At 65.5% G+C, this 21,347-nt stretch carries 21 protein-coding genes and 3 pseudogenes; 20 read left to right on the top strand and 4 right to left on the bottom strand.

Annotation, left to right across the window (positions count from 1 at the left end; genetic code table 11):
* The 8 genes and pseudogenes from ABZW16_RS35800 to ABZW16_RS35835 form a co-directional block, all read left to right on the top strand.
* Positions 1-449 (top strand): annotated as a pseudogene (locus tag ABZW16_RS35800) (hypothetical protein); the annotation flags it as partial.
* Positions 450-453: 4 nt separating this feature from the next.
* Positions 454-918: a hypothetical protein gene (locus tag ABZW16_RS35805; protein WP_354960558.1), complete on the top strand. Its 465-nt coding sequence runs from the start codon at positions 454-456 to the stop codon at positions 916-918.
* Between the two features lie 1,248 nt (positions 919-2,166).
* The gene (locus ABZW16_RS35810; RefSeq protein ID WP_354960578.1) at positions 2,167-3,432 is read left to right on the top strand and encodes an ATP-binding protein; all 1,266 of its coding nucleotides are present in this window, start codon (positions 2,167-2,169) and stop codon (positions 3,430-3,432) included.
* Entirely contained in the window at positions 3,429-3,842 is a 414-nt protein-coding gene (locus ABZW16_RS35815; protein WP_354960559.1) for a roadblock/LC7 domain-containing protein, read from the top strand. The genes ABZW16_RS35810 and ABZW16_RS35815 overlap by 4 nt, the downstream gene beginning before the upstream one ends.
* Positions 3,839-4,210, top strand: coding sequence for a DUF742 domain-containing protein (locus ABZW16_RS35820; protein WP_354960560.1), 372 nt, complete (start codon positions 3,839-3,841; stop codon positions 4,208-4,210). Before ABZW16_RS35815 ends, ABZW16_RS35820 begins: the two co-directional genes overlap by 4 nt.
* A 52-nt stretch (positions 4,211-4,262) precedes the next feature.
* The gene (locus ABZW16_RS35825; RefSeq protein ID WP_354960579.1) at positions 4,263-4,838 is read left to right on the top strand and encodes an ATP/GTP-binding protein; all 576 of its coding nucleotides are present in this window, start codon (positions 4,263-4,265) and stop codon (positions 4,836-4,838) included.
* On the top strand, positions 4,835-6,121 hold the full coding sequence (locus ABZW16_RS35830) for a cytochrome P450 (protein ID WP_354960561.1): 1,287 nt from the start codon (positions 4,835-4,837) through the stop codon (positions 6,119-6,121). Before ABZW16_RS35825 ends, ABZW16_RS35830 begins: the two co-directional genes overlap by 4 nt.
* Positions 6,118-7,353: a cytochrome P450 gene (locus ABZW16_RS35835; protein ID WP_354960562.1), complete on the top strand. Its 1,236-nt coding sequence runs from the start codon at positions 6,118-6,120 to the stop codon at positions 7,351-7,353. Before ABZW16_RS35830 ends, ABZW16_RS35835 begins: the two co-directional genes overlap by 4 nt.
* Before the next feature lie 78 nt (positions 7,354-7,431).
* On the opposite strand, the gene ABZW16_RS35840 is transcribed toward ABZW16_RS35835, so the two are convergent.
* Positions 7,432-7,932 (bottom strand): universal stress protein, encoded by a 501-nt coding sequence (locus ABZW16_RS35840; RefSeq protein WP_354960563.1) that lies wholly within the window; start codon positions 7,930-7,932, stop codon positions 7,432-7,434.
* A gap of 27 nt (positions 7,933-7,959) precedes the next feature.
* Between ABZW16_RS35840 and ABZW16_RS35845 the strand changes: the two genes are divergently transcribed.
* The 8 genes and pseudogenes from ABZW16_RS35845 to ABZW16_RS35880 all read left to right on the top strand — a co-directional run bounded on the left by ABZW16_RS35845 (position 7,960) and on the right by ABZW16_RS35880 (position 15,448).
* Positions 7,960-8,655 (top strand): SRPBCC family protein, encoded by a 696-nt coding sequence (locus tag ABZW16_RS35845; RefSeq protein WP_354960564.1) that lies wholly within the window; start codon positions 7,960-7,962, stop codon positions 8,653-8,655.
* A 1-nt stretch (position 8,656) separates the two neighbouring features.
* Positions 8,657-8,965, top strand: a pseudogene (locus ABZW16_RS35850) (histidine kinase); the annotation flags it as partial.
* 91 nt (positions 8,966-9,056) lie between these two features.
* Entirely contained in the window at positions 9,057-9,464 is a 408-nt protein-coding gene (locus tag ABZW16_RS35855) for an ATP-binding protein (protein WP_354960565.1), read from the top strand.
* Positions 9,465-9,591: 127 nt separating this feature from the next.
* Positions 9,592-10,509, top strand: a complete 918-nt coding sequence (locus tag ABZW16_RS35860) for a universal stress protein (protein ID WP_354960566.1) — start codon at positions 9,592-9,594, stop codon at positions 10,507-10,509.
* A gap of 37 nt (positions 10,510-10,546) precedes the next feature.
* The gene (locus ABZW16_RS35865) at positions 10,547-11,419 is read left to right on the top strand and encodes a universal stress protein (RefSeq protein ID WP_354960567.1); all 873 of its coding nucleotides are present in this window, start codon (positions 10,547-10,549) and stop codon (positions 11,417-11,419) included.
* Positions 11,420-11,827: 408 nt separating this feature from the next.
* Positions 11,828-13,255, top strand: a complete 1,428-nt coding sequence (locus ABZW16_RS35870; RefSeq protein WP_354960568.1) for a serine hydrolase domain-containing protein — start codon at positions 11,828-11,830, stop codon at positions 13,253-13,255.
* A gap of 272 nt (positions 13,256-13,527) precedes the next feature.
* Complete coding sequence (locus ABZW16_RS35875; RefSeq protein ID WP_354960570.1) at positions 13,528-14,076, top strand: flavodoxin domain-containing protein; 549 nt, start codon at positions 13,528-13,530, stop codon at positions 14,074-14,076.
* A gap of 4 nt (positions 14,077-14,080) precedes the next feature.
* Positions 14,081-15,448 (top strand): PAS domain-containing protein, encoded by a 1,368-nt coding sequence (locus ABZW16_RS35880; RefSeq protein WP_354960571.1) that lies wholly within the window; start codon positions 14,081-14,083, stop codon positions 15,446-15,448.
* A gap of 494 nt (positions 15,449-15,942) precedes the next feature.
* On the opposite strand, the pseudogene ABZW16_RS35885 reads toward ABZW16_RS35880, so the two are convergent.
* Positions 15,943-16,170 (bottom strand): annotated as a pseudogene (locus ABZW16_RS35885) (acyl-ACP desaturase); the annotation flags it as partial.
* A 514-nt stretch (positions 16,171-16,684) separates the two neighbouring features.
* On the opposite strand from ABZW16_RS35885, the gene ABZW16_RS35890 reads away from it, so the two are divergent.
* Entirely contained in the window at positions 16,685-17,341 is a 657-nt protein-coding gene (locus ABZW16_RS35890) for a hypothetical protein (RefSeq protein WP_354960572.1), read from the top strand.
* A gap of 78 nt (positions 17,342-17,419) precedes the next feature.
* Here the strand turns inward: ABZW16_RS35890 and ABZW16_RS35895 are convergent, their stop codons facing one another.
* A complete protein-coding gene (locus ABZW16_RS35895; RefSeq protein WP_354960573.1) occupies positions 17,420-17,641 on the bottom strand; it encodes a hypothetical protein in 222 nt (73 codons plus the stop codon).
* Positions 17,642-18,206: 565 nt separating this feature from the next.
* Here ABZW16_RS35895 and ABZW16_RS35900 point away from each other — a divergent pair.
* On the top strand, positions 18,207-19,211 hold the full coding sequence (locus ABZW16_RS35900; RefSeq protein WP_354960574.1) for an AraC family transcriptional regulator ligand-binding domain-containing protein: 1,005 nt from the start codon (positions 18,207-18,209) through the stop codon (positions 19,209-19,211).
* 65 nt (positions 19,212-19,276) lie between these two features.
* Positions 19,277-20,431, top strand: coding sequence for an alpha/beta fold hydrolase (locus ABZW16_RS35905; protein WP_354960575.1), 1,155 nt, complete (start codon positions 19,277-19,279; stop codon positions 20,429-20,431).
* Between the two features lie 292 nt (positions 20,432-20,723).
* On the opposite strand, the gene ABZW16_RS35910 is transcribed toward ABZW16_RS35905, so the two are convergent.
* Positions 20,724-20,924 (bottom strand): hypothetical protein, encoded by a 201-nt coding sequence (locus tag ABZW16_RS35910; RefSeq protein ID WP_354960576.1) that lies wholly within the window; start codon positions 20,922-20,924, stop codon positions 20,724-20,726.
* Here ABZW16_RS35910 and ABZW16_RS35915 point away from each other — a divergent pair.
* Complete coding sequence (locus tag ABZW16_RS35915; RefSeq protein WP_354960577.1) at positions 20,913-21,230, top strand: hypothetical protein; 318 nt, start codon at positions 20,913-20,915, stop codon at positions 21,228-21,230. The genes ABZW16_RS35910 and ABZW16_RS35915 overlap by 12 nt on opposite strands.
* Positions 21,231-21,347: the final 117 nt, after the last annotated feature.

Genomic DNA, 21,347 nt, shown 5'->3' on the forward strand with positions numbered 1-21,347 from the left:
CGATCCAAACCTCCTACCGCGCCAGCCAAATGGTCCGAATCATCGGCCTCACCAGCCTCGCGGCCGGCGCCGTCGGCACCATCGACGCCTTCCACGGGCTGCCCACCATCGACCTCGACAAAGCCGTCGCCGGTCTCGCCGCCATCATCGGCATGACTTCGACCATCGACGACGACCACGCCGGTGATTCCGATGAACCAGACTTCCGCCACAGTGAATACACTCAAGCCGAGATAGAAGAATTCATCAACGGCCATACCGGGGACGGGAATCCAGCGATGAAACGGCCAACTGCCGCTGAAGTGCATGACGCCCTGACCAACGGCACACCGGAACCGATGGGCGACGGACGTACCGCGGAGCAAGCCGAGCAATTTGTATACAAGGGAATCAAGGTGGTTGTGAATTACGAAATGCCCTGGAAATCCACTGCCTGGAAGCTGCCGTGAGGTGATGATGCCAAAGCCCGAAGATCGTGCACGTCTTTATTTTTCCGACCATGATATAGCCGATATCAACAGTAGCCCAGTTAGGTGGGGATCCGGCGAGGAAGTCGACGCGATCAGCCTGACGGACGCATGGGACGCTCATGTTGAGAAGATCGATCAAGACAGAGCGCTGCCCTGGACAGACCGCACCGTCTGGAACGAATACGATCTCAATGCCGCTTTCATTATCCGAGATCTCCTGGAAAGTGCCATCAATAGCCTGCCTGCCCCGCTAGGCGCCAAGATGAATAGTTACGTCTCCGAAGCAGACAATAGATTCATGTCTATCACTGTCGAAGATTCAGGGAAGCGCATGGCAGCGGTCGCGAACATCGACATAACCGGAAGTGGATGGTGGTGGTTCCGCGTACCCGACTCCGGCCCGATCGTTGAAGACCTGGCTCGCTGGAGCCGATTCGAGAGCGAATAGAAGCCAATGGTAAGGCCGCGCAGAGGAGGGACACGCCCAACAGACGACTCCGCGCGGCACGACTCCCTTGATGTTGTGACGCCGCCCACGGCCGCGAACCACGATTTGCCTGCCAAGTCCGAAGAAGCGAGCGAGTTTTCAGGAGACTGACAACCAGTACCGGCGCCATGCTCTGAGGCGCAAATGACAATGATCGGCAGCGTGACAGATCGTCGCTTGCTTAGGCGTAGGCACGGTTGGACTTGCCGCATACACGGGTACGGCCAAATCAGTAGTTCCCGAGGCTAACCACCCTGGGCGGTTTAATTCACCCACGACAGACATAGTGGCGCCGCATCAAGTACGGATCGCCCTCCAACCCCACCCACAATGAACGGCCGCGGCAGCCCGAATAGGCCTATCTGATCTCACTCCAAACTGAAGCCGACCAATCCATCTGCGACATGCGATCGACCGGGGCCAGGCGATTATGTCGTCGAAGCGTCTGGTCCGCTGAGCCGAGGAAGCTTCGCCGCCACAACCTGCGCCGCGGCATGGCGGATCGTGGAATACGCCGAAGGCGACGTCACGGTCATCGCCTGCGACAGCGACGCCGAGTTCGTTGAACAGGTGTGTGAGTGGCAAGCCGGAAACATCCAGCGCGGGTGGGGCGCGTGTATCGATCCTGGGTTCAAGGAGGGGCTGCGGCGGCGGTTCGACGTCGGGTGGCCGGTCCGTCTCGACGTGAGCAGTATCGAAGCTATCCTGTTGTGGGCGTGGTGGTTTCGCTTATGGCGGTGTGGTGGTTGGTGGGTGTTCGACTGCTGCTGTGGTGGGGTGTGCCGCACATACCGGCAATGGAATCGGTTGTGGCAGTCGAGTCTTCGCCGACTTCGCGACGTCGGAGGCGGCGACTCGTGCTGCCGGTGTGCCTGTCGTCTTCGATTTTGCCGTCGCGCGGTGGACGGCATCGCCTGGCGCCCCTCCTGGCTTGGGAGGTTCGGCGTCGGACGGATCCTGTGGTAGCGGGTGCCCTCTGCTGCCGCTATGCTCAGCCTCGAGATCCGAACCTGCTTGTCGGTCTGCACATTTGGGTGGTGAGCGAGGGTGGCGGGTTGTTAGGGGAACCGATATCTTTCCCCTGGCGGTGAGCGCGAGGGTGGTAGCACGGACTTGTCACAGTCACTGAATCAGCCGAAAGTCGACCTTGCAGACCCCCGTACACGCAGCGGTCCGCGCCTGCCGTACCGGACATGGTTGGCATGTTTGGTGGTCACCTGTGGTGCGGTCGCCGCCGCAGTCTTCTACGCTCCCAACGACTTCCGCATAGCGCTGTCGATCGGTGCTGGGTTGGCTGCGCTGGTGCTGTCTACTGCGGTGAGCGCGGCAGTGTTCTACCGGCGTGGGGCCATCGATGCCCGGCAGGTGGCGGCTTCGGCACGCGCCGACGCGCACGCGGAGGTCACCTCAACGATCAATGATTTGCGCAAGCAGTTGACAGCCGCGCAGGATGCGGCAGCCGCGACCGCCGCGGGCGCCAGAAGCAGCGAGAACGGTCGTGTCGCTGCCATGGCGTCTTTCGCTGCTGCGGCCGGGCGTATCCAGGCGATGGCCACGAGCATGCTTGCCGAACTGCGCGACATGCAGGACCGCCACGCCGATCCCACGGTGATGGGCGATTTGTTCGAACTGGATCACCGCACAGGCCAGTTGAGCCGTCTTGCTGACAGCATCGCGGTGCTCTCTGGAAGTCGCACCGGGCGACGGTGGCCCAAACCGATTGTCATGCAATCGATTCTGCGCGGCGCGCAGGGACGCGTCGCGGGCTATCAGCGGGTGCGACAGCGTGTGGTGGCCAACGTGGCGATCGTCGGGCACGCCGCCGAGGGCATCATGCATCTTCTCGCGGAGCTGATCGACAACGCCTGTAACTTCTCCCCACCCACCACTGAGGTGCACGTCTACGCCGCCGAGGTTCCGGCGGGGGTGATCATCACTATCGAGGACAGCGGACTGGTCATGAGCGAATCGGCGCTGGCGCGCGCCGAAGCCGCCGTCGCCGGGAACATCGGCGCGGGCCGTCGTGGCTCCACGCTGGATTTGTCGTCGCTGTCGGGCACGCGACTCGGGCTCGCCGTGGTCGGTCTGCTCTCGCGCAAGCACGGCTTGCGGGTTTCCTACCGGCCCTCGGCTATCGGTGGCACGGCGGTGGTCGTGATGGTTCCCCGTGAGCTGATCACCCGGGTGGACCCGACCGGTGTCCAGACCAGCCTCACCACACCAGCACCGGCACCACTGGCAGCGCCCCCGCCTGCTGAGCAGCCATCAGTCGGCGGCACCGACCTTCCCAAACGACGCCGTGGAAGCACCCTGACTGCCGTGCATCCGGAAGGGTTGTCCACCCCGATACACGCTGCCACGCCCAACATCGCGAACCCTGACGCGCTGCGTGCGTTCCAGCGTGTGTTCACCAACGGCCGTGACCAGGCCACCGCGTACCCCGTCCCTTCTGTAGTCGTGGAGAACGATCGATGACCTCGTCTGGATCGCAGCTGAATTTTCTGCTCGAAGGCCTCGTTGCCCGCACCCCCGGCGCTGTGCACGCACTGTTGCTGTCCAGCGACGGCTTGCGGATGAACAACACTGCAGGCCTGACCGTCGACAAAGCCGATCAGCTCGCGGCGATATCCGCGGGCATTCAAAGCCTCTCGATCGGCGCGTCCCAGGAATTCGGGGACGGCCGCGGCGGAGTACGCCAGTCCATGACTCAGTTCTCCGGCGGGATCCTGTTCATCGTCGACGCTGGGATGGGCGCGCATATCGCGGTCATCGCGACCGAGGATGCCGATGCGGGTTTGGTCGGGCACAACATGCTGGAGCTGGTCGAGCAGATGAGCCACTACCTTGTGGCCGAGCCGCGCTTCGGGGGAGCGAGCGTGTCGTGAGCAGACTTGGGCGCGAAGAGGACCCCGACCGGCTGTATACCGTCACCGGCGGCCGCTCCAGACCCGCCACCGACGACTTCGACCTGGTGACTCTGGTGGTCACCGAGTGCGATCCGACTCCTGACATGCAGCCAGAACACGTCCGGATCCTGGACATGTGCCGTGCCCCCACCGCGGTAGTGGAAATCGCCGCTGAACTGCGCGTCCCCGTGGGCGTCGCCACGATCTTGCTCTCTGACCTGCTGCTCGCCAGCAAGATCACCGCCCGCCACCCCCAAACCAACCCCACACTGCCTGGTGCGCCGTACGATTCGCGGCCCACCCTGGCCATCCTCGAGAAGGTTCTTGTTGGAATCCGCAGCCTTTGATTCCCGGCCCGCCCGCGCTGACGCGCCCTTACACGCCAACACCAGCCAAGCCCTGAAGATCGTCGTCATCGGCGGCTTCGGGGTCGGCAAGACGACCTTCGTCCGCTCGGTCAGCGAGATCCGGCCCCTCGACACCGAAGCGACGATGACCGCGCAAGGCAAAGCCGTCGACGACCTCACCGGCGTGACCGGCAAAACCACCACCACCGTCGCCTTCGACTTCGGGCGTATCACCATCGACACCCAGCATGTCCTCTACCTGTTCGGCGCACCCGGACAAGAGCGGTTCTGGTTCCTGTGGGACCGGCTGTTCACCGGCGCGATCGGCGCGATCGTGTTGGTCGACCAGCGTCGCATCGCCGACTCCTGGTACGCCATCGATCGACTCGAACACCAGGGTGTCCCATTCGTAGTCGCCTCCAACAACTTCGGCGGATCACACCACCATCCCGACAAGATCCGCGACGCCCTGGACCTGGATCCGCACATCGCCCTCATCGACTGCGATGCGCGCTCCCGCGAGTCGTGCAAAGGCGTTCTCATCACCCTGGTCGAGCACTTGGTAAACCTCGCCGCCGCAGCCGATGGCCGCCACCGCATGCTCAGCACACCGGAAGGGGCGTTGTGAACACCCCGAACACCGCAGCCGACGCCAACCGCGGCGGGTGCCCCGTACACCCCGGCCTCGCCCCAGTGGCGTTGAGCGGTCCTCGGTTTCACACCGATCCGCAACGGTTGTACGCCGATATGCGCAGTCAGCACGGCTCGGTCGTGGCTGTCGAGCTGCCCGGCAGTGTCCCTGCATGGCTGGTCATCGGCTACCGCGAATTGCATCAGGTCACCAGTGACCCGGAGCTGTTCCCTCGCGATGTCGGCCTGTGGAACCAGTGGCCCAACATCCCCGAGGACTGGCCACTGCTGCCGATGGTCGGCACGCCGCAACCGTCGATCTATTTCACCGCAGGCGCCGAACACCGCAGGCATCTGGCGATGGTCGAACCGGCGCTCGACGCGGTTGATCCCTTCCAATTGCGGCGTGCCTGTGAAGAATTGGCCGACCGGCTGATCGATGGGTTCTGCGGAACGGGCGAAGCCGACCTGGTCGCCGACTTCGCGGTGCCGATGCCGGTGCTCGCACTCGCCCGAATCCTGGGTTTTCCTGATGAGGACGGCCCGAGCCTGGCGTGGGCGATGAAGGCTCTCGCCGACGGCGGCGCTGACGCACACATCGGGTTCGTGCGTGTGGGTGAACACATGCAGCACCTGCTGGCCACCAAACAGCAGTGGCGCGGCGACGACGTGGTCTCGCGGATGCTGGACTATCCTGCACCGTTCACCGACGAGGAATACGCGCTGGACCTGACGGCCGTCGCGGCCGCCGGATACCTGCCGACCTCGGACTGGATCGGGAACTCGGTGCGGCTGATGCTCACCGACGACCGCTTCGCCGCGGCGTTCGGCGGCGGCCGCCACAGCATCGCGCAGGCGATGAACGAGGTGTTGTGGGAGGACACACCCACCCAGATCCTTGCCGGGCGGTGGGCCGCCCGCGATACCCGCCTTGGCGACAAGGCGGTGCGGGCCGGGGACATGCTGCTGCTGGGTCTAGCTGCCGCCAACGCCGATCCCCACATCCGCCAGCACGTCGCCGACACAGTCGAGCCCGTCTACAGCGGCAATAGTGCGCACTTCGCGTTCTCCTACGGCGAATACCGATGCCCGTTCCCAGCTCAGCAGATCGCCGAGATCATCGCGCGCACCAGCATCGAAGTGCTGCTGGACCGGCTGCCCGACATTGACCTTGCGGTGCCCGCGGAGGCCCTGGTGCGCCGCCCGTCGCCGTTCCTGCGCGGCATGACAACGCTGCCGGTTCGATTCACCCCTGTTAATGCTGTTGGAGGTACCCCGTGACCCAGGTCTGCCCACATACCCAGCCCCTCGTCATCGACCCGATGGTCGCCGACCTCGCGGGGGAGACCGCCTACCTCGCTGCCGCGCAACCCCTCACCCCGATCGAGTTGCTCGGAGTGCCCGCTTGGACGGTCACCCGCCACGCCCTGGCCCGTCAGCTACTCGTCGATACCCGGCTGGTGAAAGACATCAACGCCTGGAAGCTGTGGCAGTCCGGGGTCGTCACCCGGCAGTGGCCGCTGATCGGGATGATCGACGCGGGCCGGTCCATGTTCACCGTCGACGGCCCCGAACACCGGCGACTGCGGATCAAAACGACCCAGGCGCTGACCAAACGCCGACTGGACGCCCTGCGCCCCACCATCGAAGCCCTCACCGCCGAACTGCTCGACGACCTCGCCGCCGCCGGCCGCGGCGGGGAGGTGGTGGATCTGAAGTCGGTGTTCGCCTACCCGCTGCCGATGCGGGTCATCAGCGAACTCATGGGCGTGGACCGCGCCGACCACCCGATGCTGCTCGCCTGGTACAAGGCGTTCTTCTCGCTGCTGACCCCACAGGACGAGCGACTACGGGTGATCGACGAACTCGACACCTACTTCACCGACCTGGTGCGCACCAAGACCGCCACCCCCACCGACGACCTCACCAGCGCCCTCATCCAGGCCAGCGACGGCGGTGAACCACTCACCGAAGAGGAAGTGGTCGGCAACCTCAAAGCCCTCATCGCCGCTGGACACGAAACGACGATCGGACTGATCCTCAACGCCGTCCGCGCGCTCGTCAGCAACCCCGACCAACTGGCCAGCCTCGTATCCGGCGACGCGGATTGGGATGCGGCGGTAGAGGAAACACTGCGATGGGACAGCCCGGTCACGCACCTACTCATGCGGTTCGCCAGCGAAGACATCACCGTCGACGGCATCACGATCGAGAAAGGGGACGGGGTTGTCATGTCCTACCGTGCAATCGGACGCGACGCCACGATCCACGGACCGGACGCGAACGACTTCGACATCACCCGCCCAACAGCGAACCGGCACATTACATTCGGGTACGGCCCACACATTTGCCCGGGCGCGGCACTGGCACGCCTCGAAGGCGGCATCGCACTACCCGCCCTGTTCAGCCGCTTCCCTGACTTGAAACTCGCCGTGCCGGTCGAAAACATCCGCAACCTGCCCGTCCTGACCCAAAACGACTTGGAATCGTTCCCGATTCAGCTCGAAAGCTGAGGGCGCAGCGAGGTCATCTTTCGCAAAGCAGTCGCAAACACTTGGGCTGCTAGGGCTCCACCCTTCCCCATGGTCGGGTCAGGTCACTCGGGATACCGCACCGAAATGACAGCCCGCGAGGTTTTCGGCGAACAGCGCGTCCTGTGCGTCCGCTACGCCTTCACAGCTCAGCTCGGGGAGCGCGAGTCGGCTGGTATCGCTCCAGGCGTGCAGTGCAACGATGCTGACCTTGCGCCGGGATGCCTCCTCGAATGCCAATTCGATGGCCGCCGAGCTGTTTCGGGTGCCGTCGACACCGACCAGCACCGGCTTGCAGGCCGTAACCGCGTCAGTGGCCGCGGTGGTGTGCACCACGGTGACCGGGCACTGCGCGTGCCGGGCCAGCGCCGCGCTGACCGAACCGAGTAGCACACGGCGCACAGAGCCGATTCCCCGAGCGCCGACGACCAGCATCCTGGCCTGCTTCGACCGCGCGAGCCATGCCGGAATCACGATGCGCGGGGCCCTACCCGCCAGATCTCGTATCGGCCGAGCCGGACCAAGGTCGTCTCGCCAGCTGCCGAACGCCCCTATGCCCACTGCCGGTTTCGGTGGAACGTACCGGATATGAAGACAGTGACTGCATGCGCGATCGGAATCGGTACATACCTGGTCGGATTGGCGGTGGGCTATGAAGTGATCCTGCGTGATCGCTGCCTCAGCTGGGGCTCCACCGCCGACGAGATTGCCCGTGCGATGCCCGGCGACGACCTGCTCACCGACCCGGATATCGTTGCCACCAGGTCGATTACGATCGACGCGGGTCCAGAGCGGATCTGGCCGTGGCTGGTCCAGATTGGCCCTGGCCGGGGCGGCGCCTACACCTACGATTGGATCGAGAACCTGCTCGGGCTGAATATGCACAGCGCCGACGCCATCCTGCCGCAGTTCCAAAACCTTTCCGTCGGTGATACTTTCGCGCTGGGCCAGACCGGCCCACGAATGCGGGTGACCGTCCTCGAACCCGAAAAGGCACTGGTCTTCGCCTCGGCGGACGGGAACTGGGTCTGGGCCTTCGGGCTCTATCCGAGTGCGGAGGGCACTCGGCTGGTGAGCCGCAACCGCATCGCGCTGCCCAATGCCGTGGCGCCCATGCGTGTGTTCAACCGGTTGATCATGGAGCCGGGCAGTTGGGTCATGGAGCGCAAGATGCTGCTCGGCATCAAACAGCGCGCCGAGCGCGACCCTGCCGAACTAAAGGCCCCCGTTGTCGCGAGTTCCGGAGTCCCGGATCCGCCAGCAGTGGCTGGAAGCCAACCGTGACGTGGCCACCGAACTGCTCGCGGGCGGCGAACCGGGCACCGCACTCGAACTGGTCGCCAATCGGGCGTTGACGCTGACCCAGTCGGCGTGCATATTTCTCGCACTCCCCGATGACTCCGATATCCCCATCGAGGATGTCACCGAGCTCGTGGTGGTCGCCGCCGCGGGCGTCGGCGCCGAGGAGTTGATCGGCGAGCGAATTCCGATGGGCGAATTGCATTCCGGTGAAGCATTGCATAACGGCCGGGTCGTCGCGGTCGACGAATTGAGCTTCACCCCGATCTTCGACGAGCCAGCCGAATTCGGCCCGGCACTCATCCTGCCGCTGCGAGCCGAGGACGCTGTCATAGGCGTGCTCGCGCACCCGAGATCAAACCCGGCTCACCGACACCCGATCCATCGTGCAAGACATCCGGCACCACCGCCGACGCCCCACACTGCGCAAGCGACTGCACGGCATCATCGCCGACATGATCGGAGAAAGCAGACTACGCACCACCATTCGACTCGCCGGACCGGTCTCGGTGCTCGCGCCACCGCTGTCGGAGGATGTCGAGGCGGTACTGCGCGAGGCGGTGAGCAATGCGGTGCGGCACGCGTCCGCGACGACGGTGTCGGTGCACCTGCGGGTGCATGACGATGTCACCATCGAGGTGACCGACGACGGTATCGGTGTGCCCCACGACTTCTCGCGACTGAGCGGGCTGGCGAATCTGGCGACGCGCGCCGAACAAGCGGGCGGCAGCTTCAACGTCACGAAGGGCCAGCACGGGGGCACAATGTTGCAGTGGTCGGCGCCATTGCCCTGACCGATCCAGCCTTCGGGTGATGTTGCCTTAAGACCCTGTGGTTCGGGACCAACGCCAGGCGTGCCAGACCGCCTCGGATTCCTAATCTTCGGATAACCACTTATCGGGATCCGAAGGGACACCGCCCATGACCACCCAGCACCACACTGATCCACACCGCCTGGCGTCGGCCGAAATAGTGGTCGGCATCGACGGCTCCGAAGCCGCCGACCTCGCCGTCCGATGGGCTGCCGAGACCGCATCAAAGCGGGGCCGCGGCCTGCGGATCGTGCACGGCCTCGACCTGGCCGCCGCCGGAGCCGTCTACGGGATCTACGACGTGATCATGCCCCCGGTGATCGACATGATCCGCCGCGAGGGCGCGGACCTGGTGCGTACGGCGCGTCGACTGGCCCACCAGGTGGATCCGACGCTGACCGTGGAAACCGAAGTCTCCGAAGCCAATCCGGCACACCTGCTGATCGAGCTGTCCGAAACGACACATCTGCTCGCGATCGGCGCGGCCGGATCCGGCGGCACCCTCAGCCATCTCGGATCGACACTGCTCGCCGTCACCAGCCATGGCCGCGGCCCGATCGTGGTGGTCCGTGATACCGGCACCGAACAGCAGACCCGGCGCGTCGGCCCGGTCGTGGTCGGCGCCGACGGCGGCCCGGTCAGCGAGGCCGCCGTGGCAGCCGCGTTCGCCGAAGCCAGCGAGCGCAACACCCAACTCGTCGCCGTACACGCCTGGAGCGATCTGTACTACGACCGCTTCGCCGGACTCCCCTACGCCATCACCGACCGCGACGCCGAAACCGCCGGACAGGCAATCCTCGCCGAACAACTCGCGGGCTGGCAGGAGAAATACCCGGACGTGCGGGTCATCCGCAAGGTGTACCTGTCGGGCCCGCGCCAGGCACTGCTCGAGTGGTCGCGCTCCGCGCAACTGCTCGTACTCGGCAGCCGGGGACGCGGCGGATTCCGCGGGCTCCTGCTCGGCTCCACCAGCAACGCACTGGTACAGACCGCGCACTGCCCGGTCCTGGTCGTCCACCCGCAATAAGCATCAACCGACTCACACAGAAGGGCGACGAATTCACATGTCCGCCAACGCCACCAATCCCCCCGTCCTCGTCGGTACCGATGGCTCCGACGCCGCCGCCGAGGCCGTACGGTGGGCCGCCGTCGACGCCGTCCACCACCGCGCACCCCTGCACATCGTCTACGGCATCGGCGCCCCGATGGACTTCGGGCCCGGAATCGCCTTCAACCAGATCGATTACGATACCTATCGAGCGGCCGGTGCCGCGGCCGTCGCCGCCGCACGCGAATTCGCAACGGCCGCAGCCGCACCCGTCGGCGACCTCGATATCACCACCCACGTAATCGAAGCACCACCGATCCAAGTGCTGCTCGACCGATCCAAGGACGCACGCCTGCTGGTCGTCGGCACCCGCGGCCTCGGCGCGTTCCGCCGCAGCCTACTCGGCTCGGTGAGCACCGCCGTGGCCCGCCACGCGCACTGCCCGGTCGCGGTCATCCCCGAACCCGAAAACTACACACCGGACCGGCTGCACGGCCCCGTGCTGGTCGGTGTCGACGGCTCCCCAGCCAGCGTCCGCGCCATCGAAGTGGCCTTCGACGAGGCCGTTCACCGCAATGTCGCGGTGCGAGCAGTACACACCTGGTCGGAATTGAACCGCTACATCCCCCGCGCCGATATGCAGAAAGAGGCCGAAGAATTGCTGGCCGAGAGCCTGGCCGGTTACGCAGAGCAATTTCCGGACCTCGAGGTGCAGCGCGTAGTGGCCGAGGACCGACCCGCCCGACGCCTACTCGCCGAATCCGCAGACACCCAACTGATCGTCGTAGGCAGCCACGGCCGCGGTGGCTTCGCCGGCATGACCCTCGGCTCGGTCAGCCAAGCCGTCCTGCACGCCACCGACTGCCCCCTCATCATCGCCCGCCCCTGAACCCGACGCCATCGGGCGGCCGCGCCGGCACGCCTATCGTGACCGGCCGCGGCCGCATCAGGTCGCGGGCGAGGGACAAGACAAGTGGCTTGTTGCTCCCTGGTGCCGAGTTGCAGCCCGCCGTCGTTGGGTGGCAGCCTGCGGTGGTTGATAACGGAAAATCCGCTCTGCCGCAACAATGTTCGAGATCGCATGAGCAGGAGGGCATTCCGGAAGACACCGACGAAATCGCGAATACCACAACATCATTCAAAAACAGGTGCCGTTACGTGTTATTGATCGGCAGGTCCTAACCGATCGGCATTGCGGGACCTTGGTCCATCGGACCCGGTCCGATGTGCTCCTGTGCAGTCGGGGAGGCGGGTCGCAAGCTGACACGAGGCAGTCGAGTCGTCGAATGGAGTCGCAATGTCAGAAGTTGAGCGAAGCAGCGTGCCGCACCGCGTCGAAGCGTTGCTGGCTCGTCGGGCGATGGTGGGATCGGCGGTGGCGATCGTACGGGCGGGAGAGTTGGAGTTCTTCTCTGGTCACGGTTTCGCGGATCTCGGCACGCACCGGCCGATGTCGATCCATACGGTGTTACGGGTCGCGTCGATCACCAAGACGTTCACCGCGATCGGGGTGATGCAGCTGGTGCAGCGAGGCCTGATCGAACTCGATGCGCCGGCCGAAAAGTATTTGCGCGCATACCCTCTCGTGCCCGCCGATCCCAGTTTTCGGCCCGCCACCGTGCGCCACCTGCTGACTCACACTGCGGGGATCGGCGAAACAGCCCATCCCACACGAATTCTGCGGCCGGACTTCGGCGAGAGCGTGGATTCGAGCACGGCGATACCACCACTGGCGGACTACTACCGAGGCGGCCTGCGCCTGCAGGCCGAACCCGGCACTCGGTGGACCTATTCCAACCACGGGTTCGCCACGCTCGGGCAGATCATCGCGGATGTCAGTGGAATCTCGTTGGCACAGTATTTGCGCGAGAATATTTTCCGACCACTCGGCATGACCGATACTGACCTGGAACTCACGCCGAGCATGCGCGCACGCCTCGCGACGGGCTACCACCTGCGGGGCAACGGACCGCGCGCCATCGCCCTTCGCGAGATGGTGACCGCCGGAGCCGCGTCGGCCTACTCGACGCCCCGCGACATGGCGCGTTATCTGGCAGCGCTGTCCGGCGGCGGGGCCAACGAATTCGGCGCGGTCCTCGAATCCAGCACGCTGGCGACGATGTTCGAGCCGCAGTATCAGCCGGATCATCGGATACCGGGAATGGGCTTGGCCTTCTTCCGTGGTGTCGCGGGTAGTCATCGAATCGTCGAACATCAAGGCATACTGCCCGGGTTCGACTCCCAGATCTGGGTCGCGCCCGACGACGGGCTCGGGATCTTCGCCTGTACCAATGGCGCGCACCGCGCCATGCTGTGGCTGCCCGCGGCCGTTTCCGAGCTGATGAACGATGCGCTGGGGGTACGCGCCGCCGCGATTCGAACCGATGTCGGCCACCACCCGGAGATCTGGAACGAGATGTGCGGCGACTACCGCCTGCCCGGCGCCCTCACCGATCTTCGTGCCCGTTCCATGATCGGTGCGGGGGTGCAGGTCCGGATTCAGGCCGGTAGGCCGGTACTGCGGCTGTTGACCCCGATCCCGAGCCTGCTGCGCGGATTGCCGCTGTGCCCGGACGACCCCACCGATCCATGGGTGTACCGGGTCGATCTCACCCGGTTCGGCATCGGCACGGGCCGGATCGTATTCACACGTGACTCGGCGAGCGGCGCGATGCGCATGTGCTTCGACCTGGTCCCGATGAGCCTGCTGCGCCGCGGCGACTGATGCCGAGGAGCCCGCCGCGCGGCGTCGGCGGCGGTCCGCACGCTCGCTGCGGCACCGATACGGGCCTGGAGGTTCCCGTGCCCTTCAGCCGAGGGGCCTTCAGCCGACAGATGGAGGTCTTTGGTCCTGGGCGGCCGAGGCATTCGGTCCACGCCCATCCGGTGCGCGATCGCCGGTGCCGAATTGACCAGGGATTACCGGGACTTTGGTCCCTGCGCATCGGGGCACCATGCCTCTTCTCCGGGTCGCCGCTCGCTCAGAATGCTGGCAGCATGGGTTCGAGGGTTCGGCGTATAGCCGTGGTGTATGTGACGGGGCAAGGGACTACCGGTGAGATTGCCGAATTCATCGGCAAGGCACTGGAATCGCCGAATGTGGTGGTGGAGGTAGTGCCAACCGGTCACCTCGTCCCGGATCTGAGCCGGTTCGACACGGTGGTACTGGGCAGTCCGGTGTATCACCAAGCCCTGATGAAACCCTTCGTCATCTTCGTCTACCAGCGGCTCGAGCAGCTCGCTGGCACGGATGTCTGGCTGTTCAGCGTCGGCATGGCCCCGGCGGTGACCGGTCCGATCGGCAGATGGAAGGCGCGGGCGGTGCCGAAGAACATTGCGACCGTGCGGGATTCGTTGGCGGTGCGCGGCTACCGGGCGTTCGCCGGGCGCTACGAGCGGGCGAAGCTGCCGTTGCGTGCCCAGCTGCGCTACCTGTTGCTGGGCGGACGCCACTACGGTGATCTGAGGGATTGGGACGCCATCCAAACGTGGGCCGCCGAGATCGCCGCCGATTCGGCGCAGCGGGCCGAAACCACGAGCGTCTGACCACATGACGGTTACAGACGACATCGTCGATATCGGCAAGTTGCCGGTAGCCGCCGATGCCATGCCTTTAGGGTCGTCCGAGCTGTTCTTCTCCACCACCGATCGCCGCGGGGTCATCCGTTTGGGCAATTCGGTGTTCGCGCGGGTCTCCGGATACGCGCTGGACGAACTGGTGGGCGCACCGCACAATCTCGTGCGCCATCCGGATATGCCGGCCGGGGTGTTCGAGCTGATCTGGGAGCGACTGCGCGGGGGCCGGCCGGTGGCAGGGTTCGTCAAGAACCTTGCCAAAGACGGCTCGGCCTACTGGGTGTTCGCCACCATGAGCCCACTGCGCAACAGCTATCTATCGGTCCGAATCGGCCCGCGCAGTGATTGTTTCGAGCTGATCGAGGCGGTTTACGCGCACGCGCGGGCAGTCGAGGACCGAGCCGGGATTGCCGGTGCCGGACGCCGCGGGCGGGCCGTGTGCGGGCGGATCGCCATCGAAGAAGCGCTGCGCCACAGGGGCTTCACCTCCTACGACGAGTTCATGGCGACGGCATTGCCCGCCGAGATTTCGGTGCGCGAGAACTCGGTTCGTAAGGCGTTTGCGCGACCGCACGCACAAGGACCGATCGGGCATGCGCTCGCCGCCGCGATGGCACTGGACGACGAGTTCGCCCCTCTGGTCGGGCGTCTGGCCGGATACCAGCGGCTGTGCGAACGATTGACGGTCGCCGCCGAACGGGTAATCGAGATCGCCGACCGCCTCGACATATCCGTCGCGGCGGCCCGGGAAGCTTCCCGGCCCCTGGCCTCCGCCGCGCCGGTGCTGGCGAATGTTGCTCGCGTCATGGGCGATCCGATGCGAGATGCCGGGACGGCACTGCGCGGCCTGCCGGCGGCACTCGACTTGTTACGCGCCGACGTGCTGCGCCTGCGATTCCGGATCTCGCTGGCCGCACTGCACAACACGACGGTCGCCGCGTTCGCCGCCGAGGTGATCGACGGCTCCGCACCGTCGCAGTCCTTGCAGGCGGTGCCCCTGTTGTGTGACGCGGCGGCCTCGGGTTTGGCGGAGATGGCCGAGCAAGCACAGCGCCTCAACGGTGAGCTGGCAGCGGTCGCGGCAGTCACCGAACACGCGGCCGACGCCCTCGACCGATTCCGCCGCTTCCTCGGGCAATGGCGGATTCTCGTGCTGCGGTACAAGGCCAGTCCCTTGATCGGAGACCGGCTCGACCCCATCGACGCCGAGATCGCGGCGAGTGCGGAATGGATGTCGCTACTGCGTGACCTCGGAGCCGAATTCCGCACTGCCACAGTCGTCATCGACACCGAGAGGCTACGACGCCAGTGGACGGCGATCAAGCACACCGCCAGGTGGTAGCGCCCGTGGCGGTCGTCGGCGTCTGAGATTACCGGGGCCGGACGTGCCGCTCGTGCTGGGCGGCGATGGAGGACTACATCAGGCTGATGAGTGATCGAACCGCTCTGCGCGCGTCGGCCGTCCCCGTGGCCGGCGGTCGGCCGCATCCGGTCGCCGCGCGCATCGCAGAACTGCCCGAGCCGATGACCGCCGTGTTCCCGGTCAGGCTGGACGCAGCGGATCGGCTGCCGTGCAATCGATTACTGCTGCAGCGGGACGACAGTTGGTGGTATCGGGAACCGACGCCCTCACAGCCACGGTGCTTTCGGTGTTGCTCGAGGAGCACGACGGAGGCATCGCCGTTTGTCGGGCTCGGGTCGGTGAACAGCTTGAACCGTTCAATGGTCGATGTCATCGACGCCAGCCACCCAACCAGCCCACCGAACAACACAACCCAGGCGGTTCGGGGCACGGTCACGCGGCTGCACGCTACTGTCCAGTGATTCACCGCTAGATCAGGCGCGGGCTCGTTCACGGGCCGGCGCTCGATCGCGGTGTCCCTCGAATTTGGGGATCTGCACGTGCTCCATCTTCTCGAGGAACGCCGCGAGCCGTTCCCGGACCTTTTCGCCGTGGGCGGTGAAATCGTTGCGACCGAAGATGTTCCACTGGCGCAGCACAGGATTCAGAACTTCCTCGAGATGCTGACGCAGGTCGTAGACTCCGTGCTTGGCCATGAGCACATGCCGCGAAGTTGTCGCCGACCACCACCAACCAGGGAAATGACCAAGCCCGCGCGACCAGCGGAACGTGCGCACCGGTCCTAGGACCGCGCGCCCTCGCACTACGACAGCCTCAGCCGCCGCTCGATGCCGACAGCGTCAACGAAGTCCAGCTCAACCAGCCATGCAGAGGACCGCGCCCACTCGACAGCAGCATCGGCCACCGACCACCATCCCACCCGATACGATCAAGACAACCAGCAAACTGTAGTGGCACAACCAGCCGTACGAGCAAGATTCATTGACACAGAGCAAGATTGACTGTCACGGGACAGCTTAGGTTGGATGAGAATGGGGATAAGCGGTTTTCTCAGTCATTCCGAGCCAAGTTGCGGTGTCGTCGTCGCTGGCGTCATCCAGGTCGACCACTTCGGACTGATGTCGTCGGTTCAGTCGTAGGATGCGGTGGGCGGTGTCGGTGAGGCGCCGGCCCATCACATATCGAGCGACGCCATAGGCGGCGACCCTCTTCTGCATGGACGGATTCGGTTTGGTCGACACAGCACTATGGCGACGCCGGTTGCGTTTACCTCGCCACGACTGGCTGCTCGGTATCGGCGGGATCCTCGCCGGCGCGGCGGTGTTCCTTCTCATGGCGCGTCCGCCCGTTCCATCGGATGGAAACGACCTGGTTCATTGGGCCGCGCAGGGCCGCGCGCACCTGATGTGGAGTGATGAAATGCTTTTCTTCGCCGTGGTATCGCTGGGCGCGGGCTTTCGTGGCAGCCTCGCCGATCGGGTAACCCGTCGTTCAACGCGAGTCGACCTCGGCGCGGCGTCTTCGATGGTCAGCCTCGTCTCCCTTGTGGTGGTGCTGCTCGCTGTGGGCAGACTGGTGTATCCGGCCTATGGAATCGCCCTTTCCGCCGACGTCGTCGCCTTGCTCGTCAGTGTCACTTTCGGTGCTCTGCATCTCGCGCTTCTCGCTTTCGCTGTGACCACCGTCTCGCTGACCTGGTTCGTGAGCCCTGGCCCTGCGAAGTGGCCCGCCACCATCGTCGGGATCGCCATCGCAGCCGCGTTCGTAGCGGGCTCCTTCCCATGGTTGACACCCACCTGGTGGAATCTGCTTGTGGCAGTGTTGCTGGCTGGTTGGGGGTTCCTCATCGGCTCCCTTCAAAGAACCCGCTGAGGACCGGCGAATCGTGCACACAACGCCATCGGAACCCCGGCACGATTCCCAAAAGTCACCTGCAACTGACGCCAGGTTTCACATGTCCAGCCATTCGATGAGGTGTTCGCCGTGAAGGTCGTCGATCGACCGGCGATCGCGGTGCTCGTGAATCCACTCGAGCAGAGGCGCGTTCCGCTCAGGCGTGCCGCTGATCAGCCCGCTGTCGCCGATCTGCTGGTAGAACCGTCGCCGGTCGCCGGGATGATCGGATCGCGCCGGGCGCCACCAATAGGGAGGGGCTGACTCGCCATTTACCATGTCGCCGGATGAGATGTCGGTGGCGGATTTGAAGTCCGGCGATCTCGGGGAAGTCGGCGATGTCGGCTTGATCCTCGGGGTCGTTGACGCCGTCGCCGATCCAGAGTTGGTGCCGCAGGCAAACGTTGTGGTCGTGCCGCGCTCAGACCCGGACGGTGTCGGTAATGCTCTTCGGCCATGCAGCGCCGACAGGCCGGCGCGACTCAGTTGGGCTGACCGGTGACGGTCCGGCCGCCGACCTGCAACACGTGTCTGTCCGAGAACTGGTCGCGGATCGCGGGTAGCTCGTATGCCAAACCGATCGCGGACATCCCACTGACTTAGGCCAAGCCGTCGAGTGGGATATCCGAGCCTCGTCGGGCTGCTCCCGTGAGCTCCGTGCCACACCGCTGGCCAACGAGCCTCCGCACAGGTGATAGCACGCATGAGATGCGCAGCCAGGTATGGGTTGACCAAGAATTACGCGCAAATCGGGTATCAGCGGCTCGCTAGGCGCCGACGCAGCCGTGAGATGCGACCCTTTCGCGAGGGGTCAGAACTGTCGGGAACGAATACGATCGTGATCGTGATCGTGAGTCTGGGCACCGTGTCGACAGCCGGGCCCCGGTTGCTCCTGGAGTTCGTGGCCAGGTCCGGGGTCGACAGCCGCCGGCTGGCTCGGGAGGCCAGTCTTGACGCGGAGCAGCTCGCCGACCCGGCCGGAAGGGTGGAGACCCGGCTGGCCACGGATCTGTGGAATCGCGCCGCGGCCGCGGTGGACGACCCGCTGTTCGGTGTGCACTTCGGCCGTGACCACCAGCCCAGCAGGCTTGGTCTGTTCGACTACCTGTTCCTGACCGCGAACACCCTCGAGGACGCGTTCGACACCGTGATCCGGAACGTCTCCGTGGCTAGCACAGGTGGTGCCTACCAGCAGGCCAGGCACGGCAGCCGAGTCGTCGTGGAGCGGGTGCTCTCCGACGGCCCGGATTATCGGCATGCCGAGGCCTTCGTCCTGGGCTGGCAACTGACCATGGCACGGCACGCCACCGGACGCCCGATCCGCCCCTCCCATGTCGGTCTCGCACAGCCGGCGCCGAAGCAGCACCGTGGGCTGGCCGAGGCCCTGGGGGTGGCCGACATCGACTTCGGATGCTCCGCGACCACCATCACTCTGACGCGTGGTGACCTTGACCTACCGCTGCTCAGTGCCGATCCGATGCTCGCCGCGGTGCTGCGCCGACACGCCGAACAACGCCGGCCGGCCGCCGACTCCTGGCCCCACCAGGTCCGCGCGTTCCTGGCCGACGGCTTCACGGGCCGCATAGTCACGCTCGAAACCGCCGCCCGGCAGATGGCGGTCAGCCCCCGCACGCTGCAGCAGCATCTGCACGAGGCCGAGACCAGCTGGCGGGTCGAGGTCGAGGCGGTCCGTGACTATCTCGCGGTGGACCTCCTGCGCAACAGCCAGCTTCCGGTCACGGCGATCGCGAACCAGCTCGGCTACTCCGATGCCCGGGCATTCCGCCGGGCCTTCCACCGGCGGCACAGCCGCAGCCCGCACGAATACCGACACGACACGTCCGCATGAAGAGTCCCCGAATCCGCGGATTCGGTCCTCGCCGGCCCGGCAGCGCGGCTCCTAATGTGGCCGACATGAGCAACGAGAAACTGCAGCGCAGCAACGAGATCCGCTACCGGTTCGACGACCGCGACATGGATTTCATCTTCCAGTGGTCGGCGGGTGCGGCCAAGACCGGCGGTCTGGACTCGGGCGAGCTCTACTACATCGCTTCCCGGATCGAGGACGGGGACACGGCAAGCTGGGCGCGCGAGTTCGAAGCCTACGGCGACGCACAGCGGACGCTGGCAGCGGACTGGCAGGCGCAGGGGCGGCGACGCAGCGCTGGCGAGGTCCTGATGAAGGCCTACTACTGCTACCGGCAGGCTTGGCAGTTCGCCGGCGACACTGCCGCGTTCGAAACCCTGATCGTCAAGTACGAGAGCGCGTTCGCCGACGCGGTCGCGCTGCTGGACCTGCCCCTGACCTACCTGGAGATCCCGTTCCAGCCGGCGCCGCTTCCCGGGCTGCGCCTGGACGCCGGACCGGATGCCCCCACACTCGTAATAGTTGGCGGCGGCGACACTGGCCGGGAGGACATGTACCACCTCATCGGCCTGAACGCGTGGCGGCGCGGCTACACCACCCTGATCGTGGACCTGCCCGGTCAGGGCAGCACCCCGCTACGCGGCCTGCACTTCATGACCGAGACCGAACGGCCGATCAGCGCGATCGTCGACCACCTCATCGACACCTACGGCCAGGACCCGGCGAGGCTGGCCATCGTGGGCATGAGCGGCGGCGGCTACATGGTCAGCCGCGCCGTAATGTCCGAACGCCGCATCGCCGCCTGCATTGCCAGCACCCCGATCTCCGACTTCGGCAGCGTACTGCCCGTCGAGGTGGTCGAGGTCATGGCAGCCAGCGGAGCGATGCGCGACAGCTTCCGCATGTACCTGTGGCGCTCCGGCCTGGCCACGCCGGTCGAGTTCGCGAAACTGCTCGCCACCTTCCAGGCCGACCCGTCCGAGGTCGGCTGCGCTTTCCTGTCCATCGTCGGCGGCGGTGAGTCACCCGTCCTCATCGACCAAGCCCGCCGCTGGCACGACGGGCTCCCCGTCGAGCGCAAGACACTGATCGAACTGGACGCGGCCACCGGCGCCGACGCCCACTGCCAGATCAACAACCCCACCCGCCTCGCCCAAGAAGTCTGCGACTGGCTCGACGGCATCTTCGACCGGCGCGGCTGAACACCGAGGTCGGCATCGATGCCGAGCTCGCGCAGCTTGGGCCGACGGGATACCGGCCCTACGGGGCCGCGACACCCTGTTTTGAAACCGAGCGGGCAAGGCGGTCCGGACCGGCGAATTGGTCACCGCCTCGGGCCGGAATACTCGCGCGTATGATCCGCTGCCGTCAGGGTAGGTGGAATATGGCGTGGCCTGCTGGTGGCACGTGCCGCACCGGTGCGGCCAGGTGTTGGTGGAAAGCCAGCGCTGTGCCGGGGTCCGAGATTGTCATTTCGCAGCGGTGTCGGCGGCGTCATGCGTGGCTGCCGCGAATCAGATCGGATGCCTTCTCGCCCACCATGATCGTGGCGGCATTGGTGTCGAAGGCCGCCGGAATGTGGATCTCGTCGGCATCGTCGGTCCCGGGATCGCGACGATCTTGCTGACACACCGCGACGACGTCGGCGACGCCGAGCGCTATGCCGATGCGTTCGGTGCGGAGGTGGCCATTCATGCCGCCGACGCCGATGCCGCCCCGTTCGCAGAACGAATCCTGACCGGTGTCGACGCCAATGAGGTCGCCTTCGGCGTGCTGGCGATCCCCACCCCGGGGCACACCGAGGGCCACGTCATGTACCTGGCCGAGGATGGAACCCTCTTCAGCGGCGACTCACTCGGCTGGGACCCCTATCGTCACGACCTGGGTTCAGAACCGTACATGTGCTGGTACTCCTGGCCCGCCCAGGTCGACTCACTCGAACGGCTCAGCGGCTACGAATTCGCGCGGGTCATTCCGGCGCCAACGATTCACCGCAGATAATGTGTCGTTGTCTCGATAACACCTAAGTGAGCGTCCGAGAACTTCGGTCATGTTCGGGTGAGGCGGCGTGACATGGTCATAATGGTGGCGATGTAGACCATGGCTTCGTGGTGGTCG

Source organism: Nocardia sp. NPDC004604 (assembly GCF_040609795.1).
Taxonomy (GTDB): Bacteria; Actinomycetota; Actinomycetes; order Mycobacteriales; family Mycobacteriaceae; genus Nocardia.

Excerpts from the sequence above, each read along its gene's own strand:
- ABZW16_RS35805 (WP_354960558.1), top strand. The coding sequence starts at position 454 with ATGATGCCAAAGCCCGAAGATCGTGCACGTCTTTATTTTTCCGACCAT.
- ABZW16_RS35815 (WP_354960559.1), top strand. The coding sequence starts at position 3,429 with ATGACCTCGTCTGGATCGCAGCTGAATTTTCTGCTCGAAGGCCTCGTT.
- ABZW16_RS35845 (WP_354960564.1), top strand. The coding sequence starts at position 7,960 with ATGAAGACAGTGACTGCATGCGCGATCGGAATCGGTACATACCTGGTC.
- ABZW16_RS35860 (WP_354960566.1), top strand. The coding sequence starts at position 9,592 with ATGACCACCCAGCACCACACTGATCCACACCGCCTGGCGTCGGCCGAA.
- ABZW16_RS35865 (WP_354960567.1), top strand. The coding sequence starts at position 10,547 with ATGTCCGCCAACGCCACCAATCCCCCCGTCCTCGTCGGTACCGATGGC.
- ABZW16_RS35870 (WP_354960568.1), top strand. The coding sequence starts at position 11,828 with ATGTCAGAAGTTGAGCGAAGCAGCGTGCCGCACCGCGTCGAAGCGTTG.
- ABZW16_RS35875 (WP_354960570.1), top strand. The coding sequence starts at position 13,528 with ATGGGTTCGAGGGTTCGGCGTATAGCCGTGGTGTATGTGACGGGGCAA.
- ABZW16_RS35880 (WP_354960571.1), top strand. The coding sequence starts at position 14,081 with ATGACGGTTACAGACGACATCGTCGATATCGGCAAGTTGCCGGTAGCC.
- ABZW16_RS35890 (WP_354960572.1), top strand. The coding sequence starts at position 16,685 with ATGGACGGATTCGGTTTGGTCGACACAGCACTATGGCGACGCCGGTTG.
- ABZW16_RS35895 (WP_354960573.1), bottom strand. The coding sequence starts at position 17,641 with ATGGTAAATGGCGAGTCAGCCCCTCCCTATTGGTGGCGCCCGGCGCGA.
- ABZW16_RS35905 (WP_354960575.1), top strand. The coding sequence starts at position 19,277 with ATGAGCAACGAGAAACTGCAGCGCAGCAACGAGATCCGCTACCGGTTC.
- ABZW16_RS35910 (WP_354960576.1), bottom strand. The coding sequence starts at position 20,924 with ATGAATGGCCACCTCCGCACCGAACGCATCGGCATAGCGCTCGGCGTC.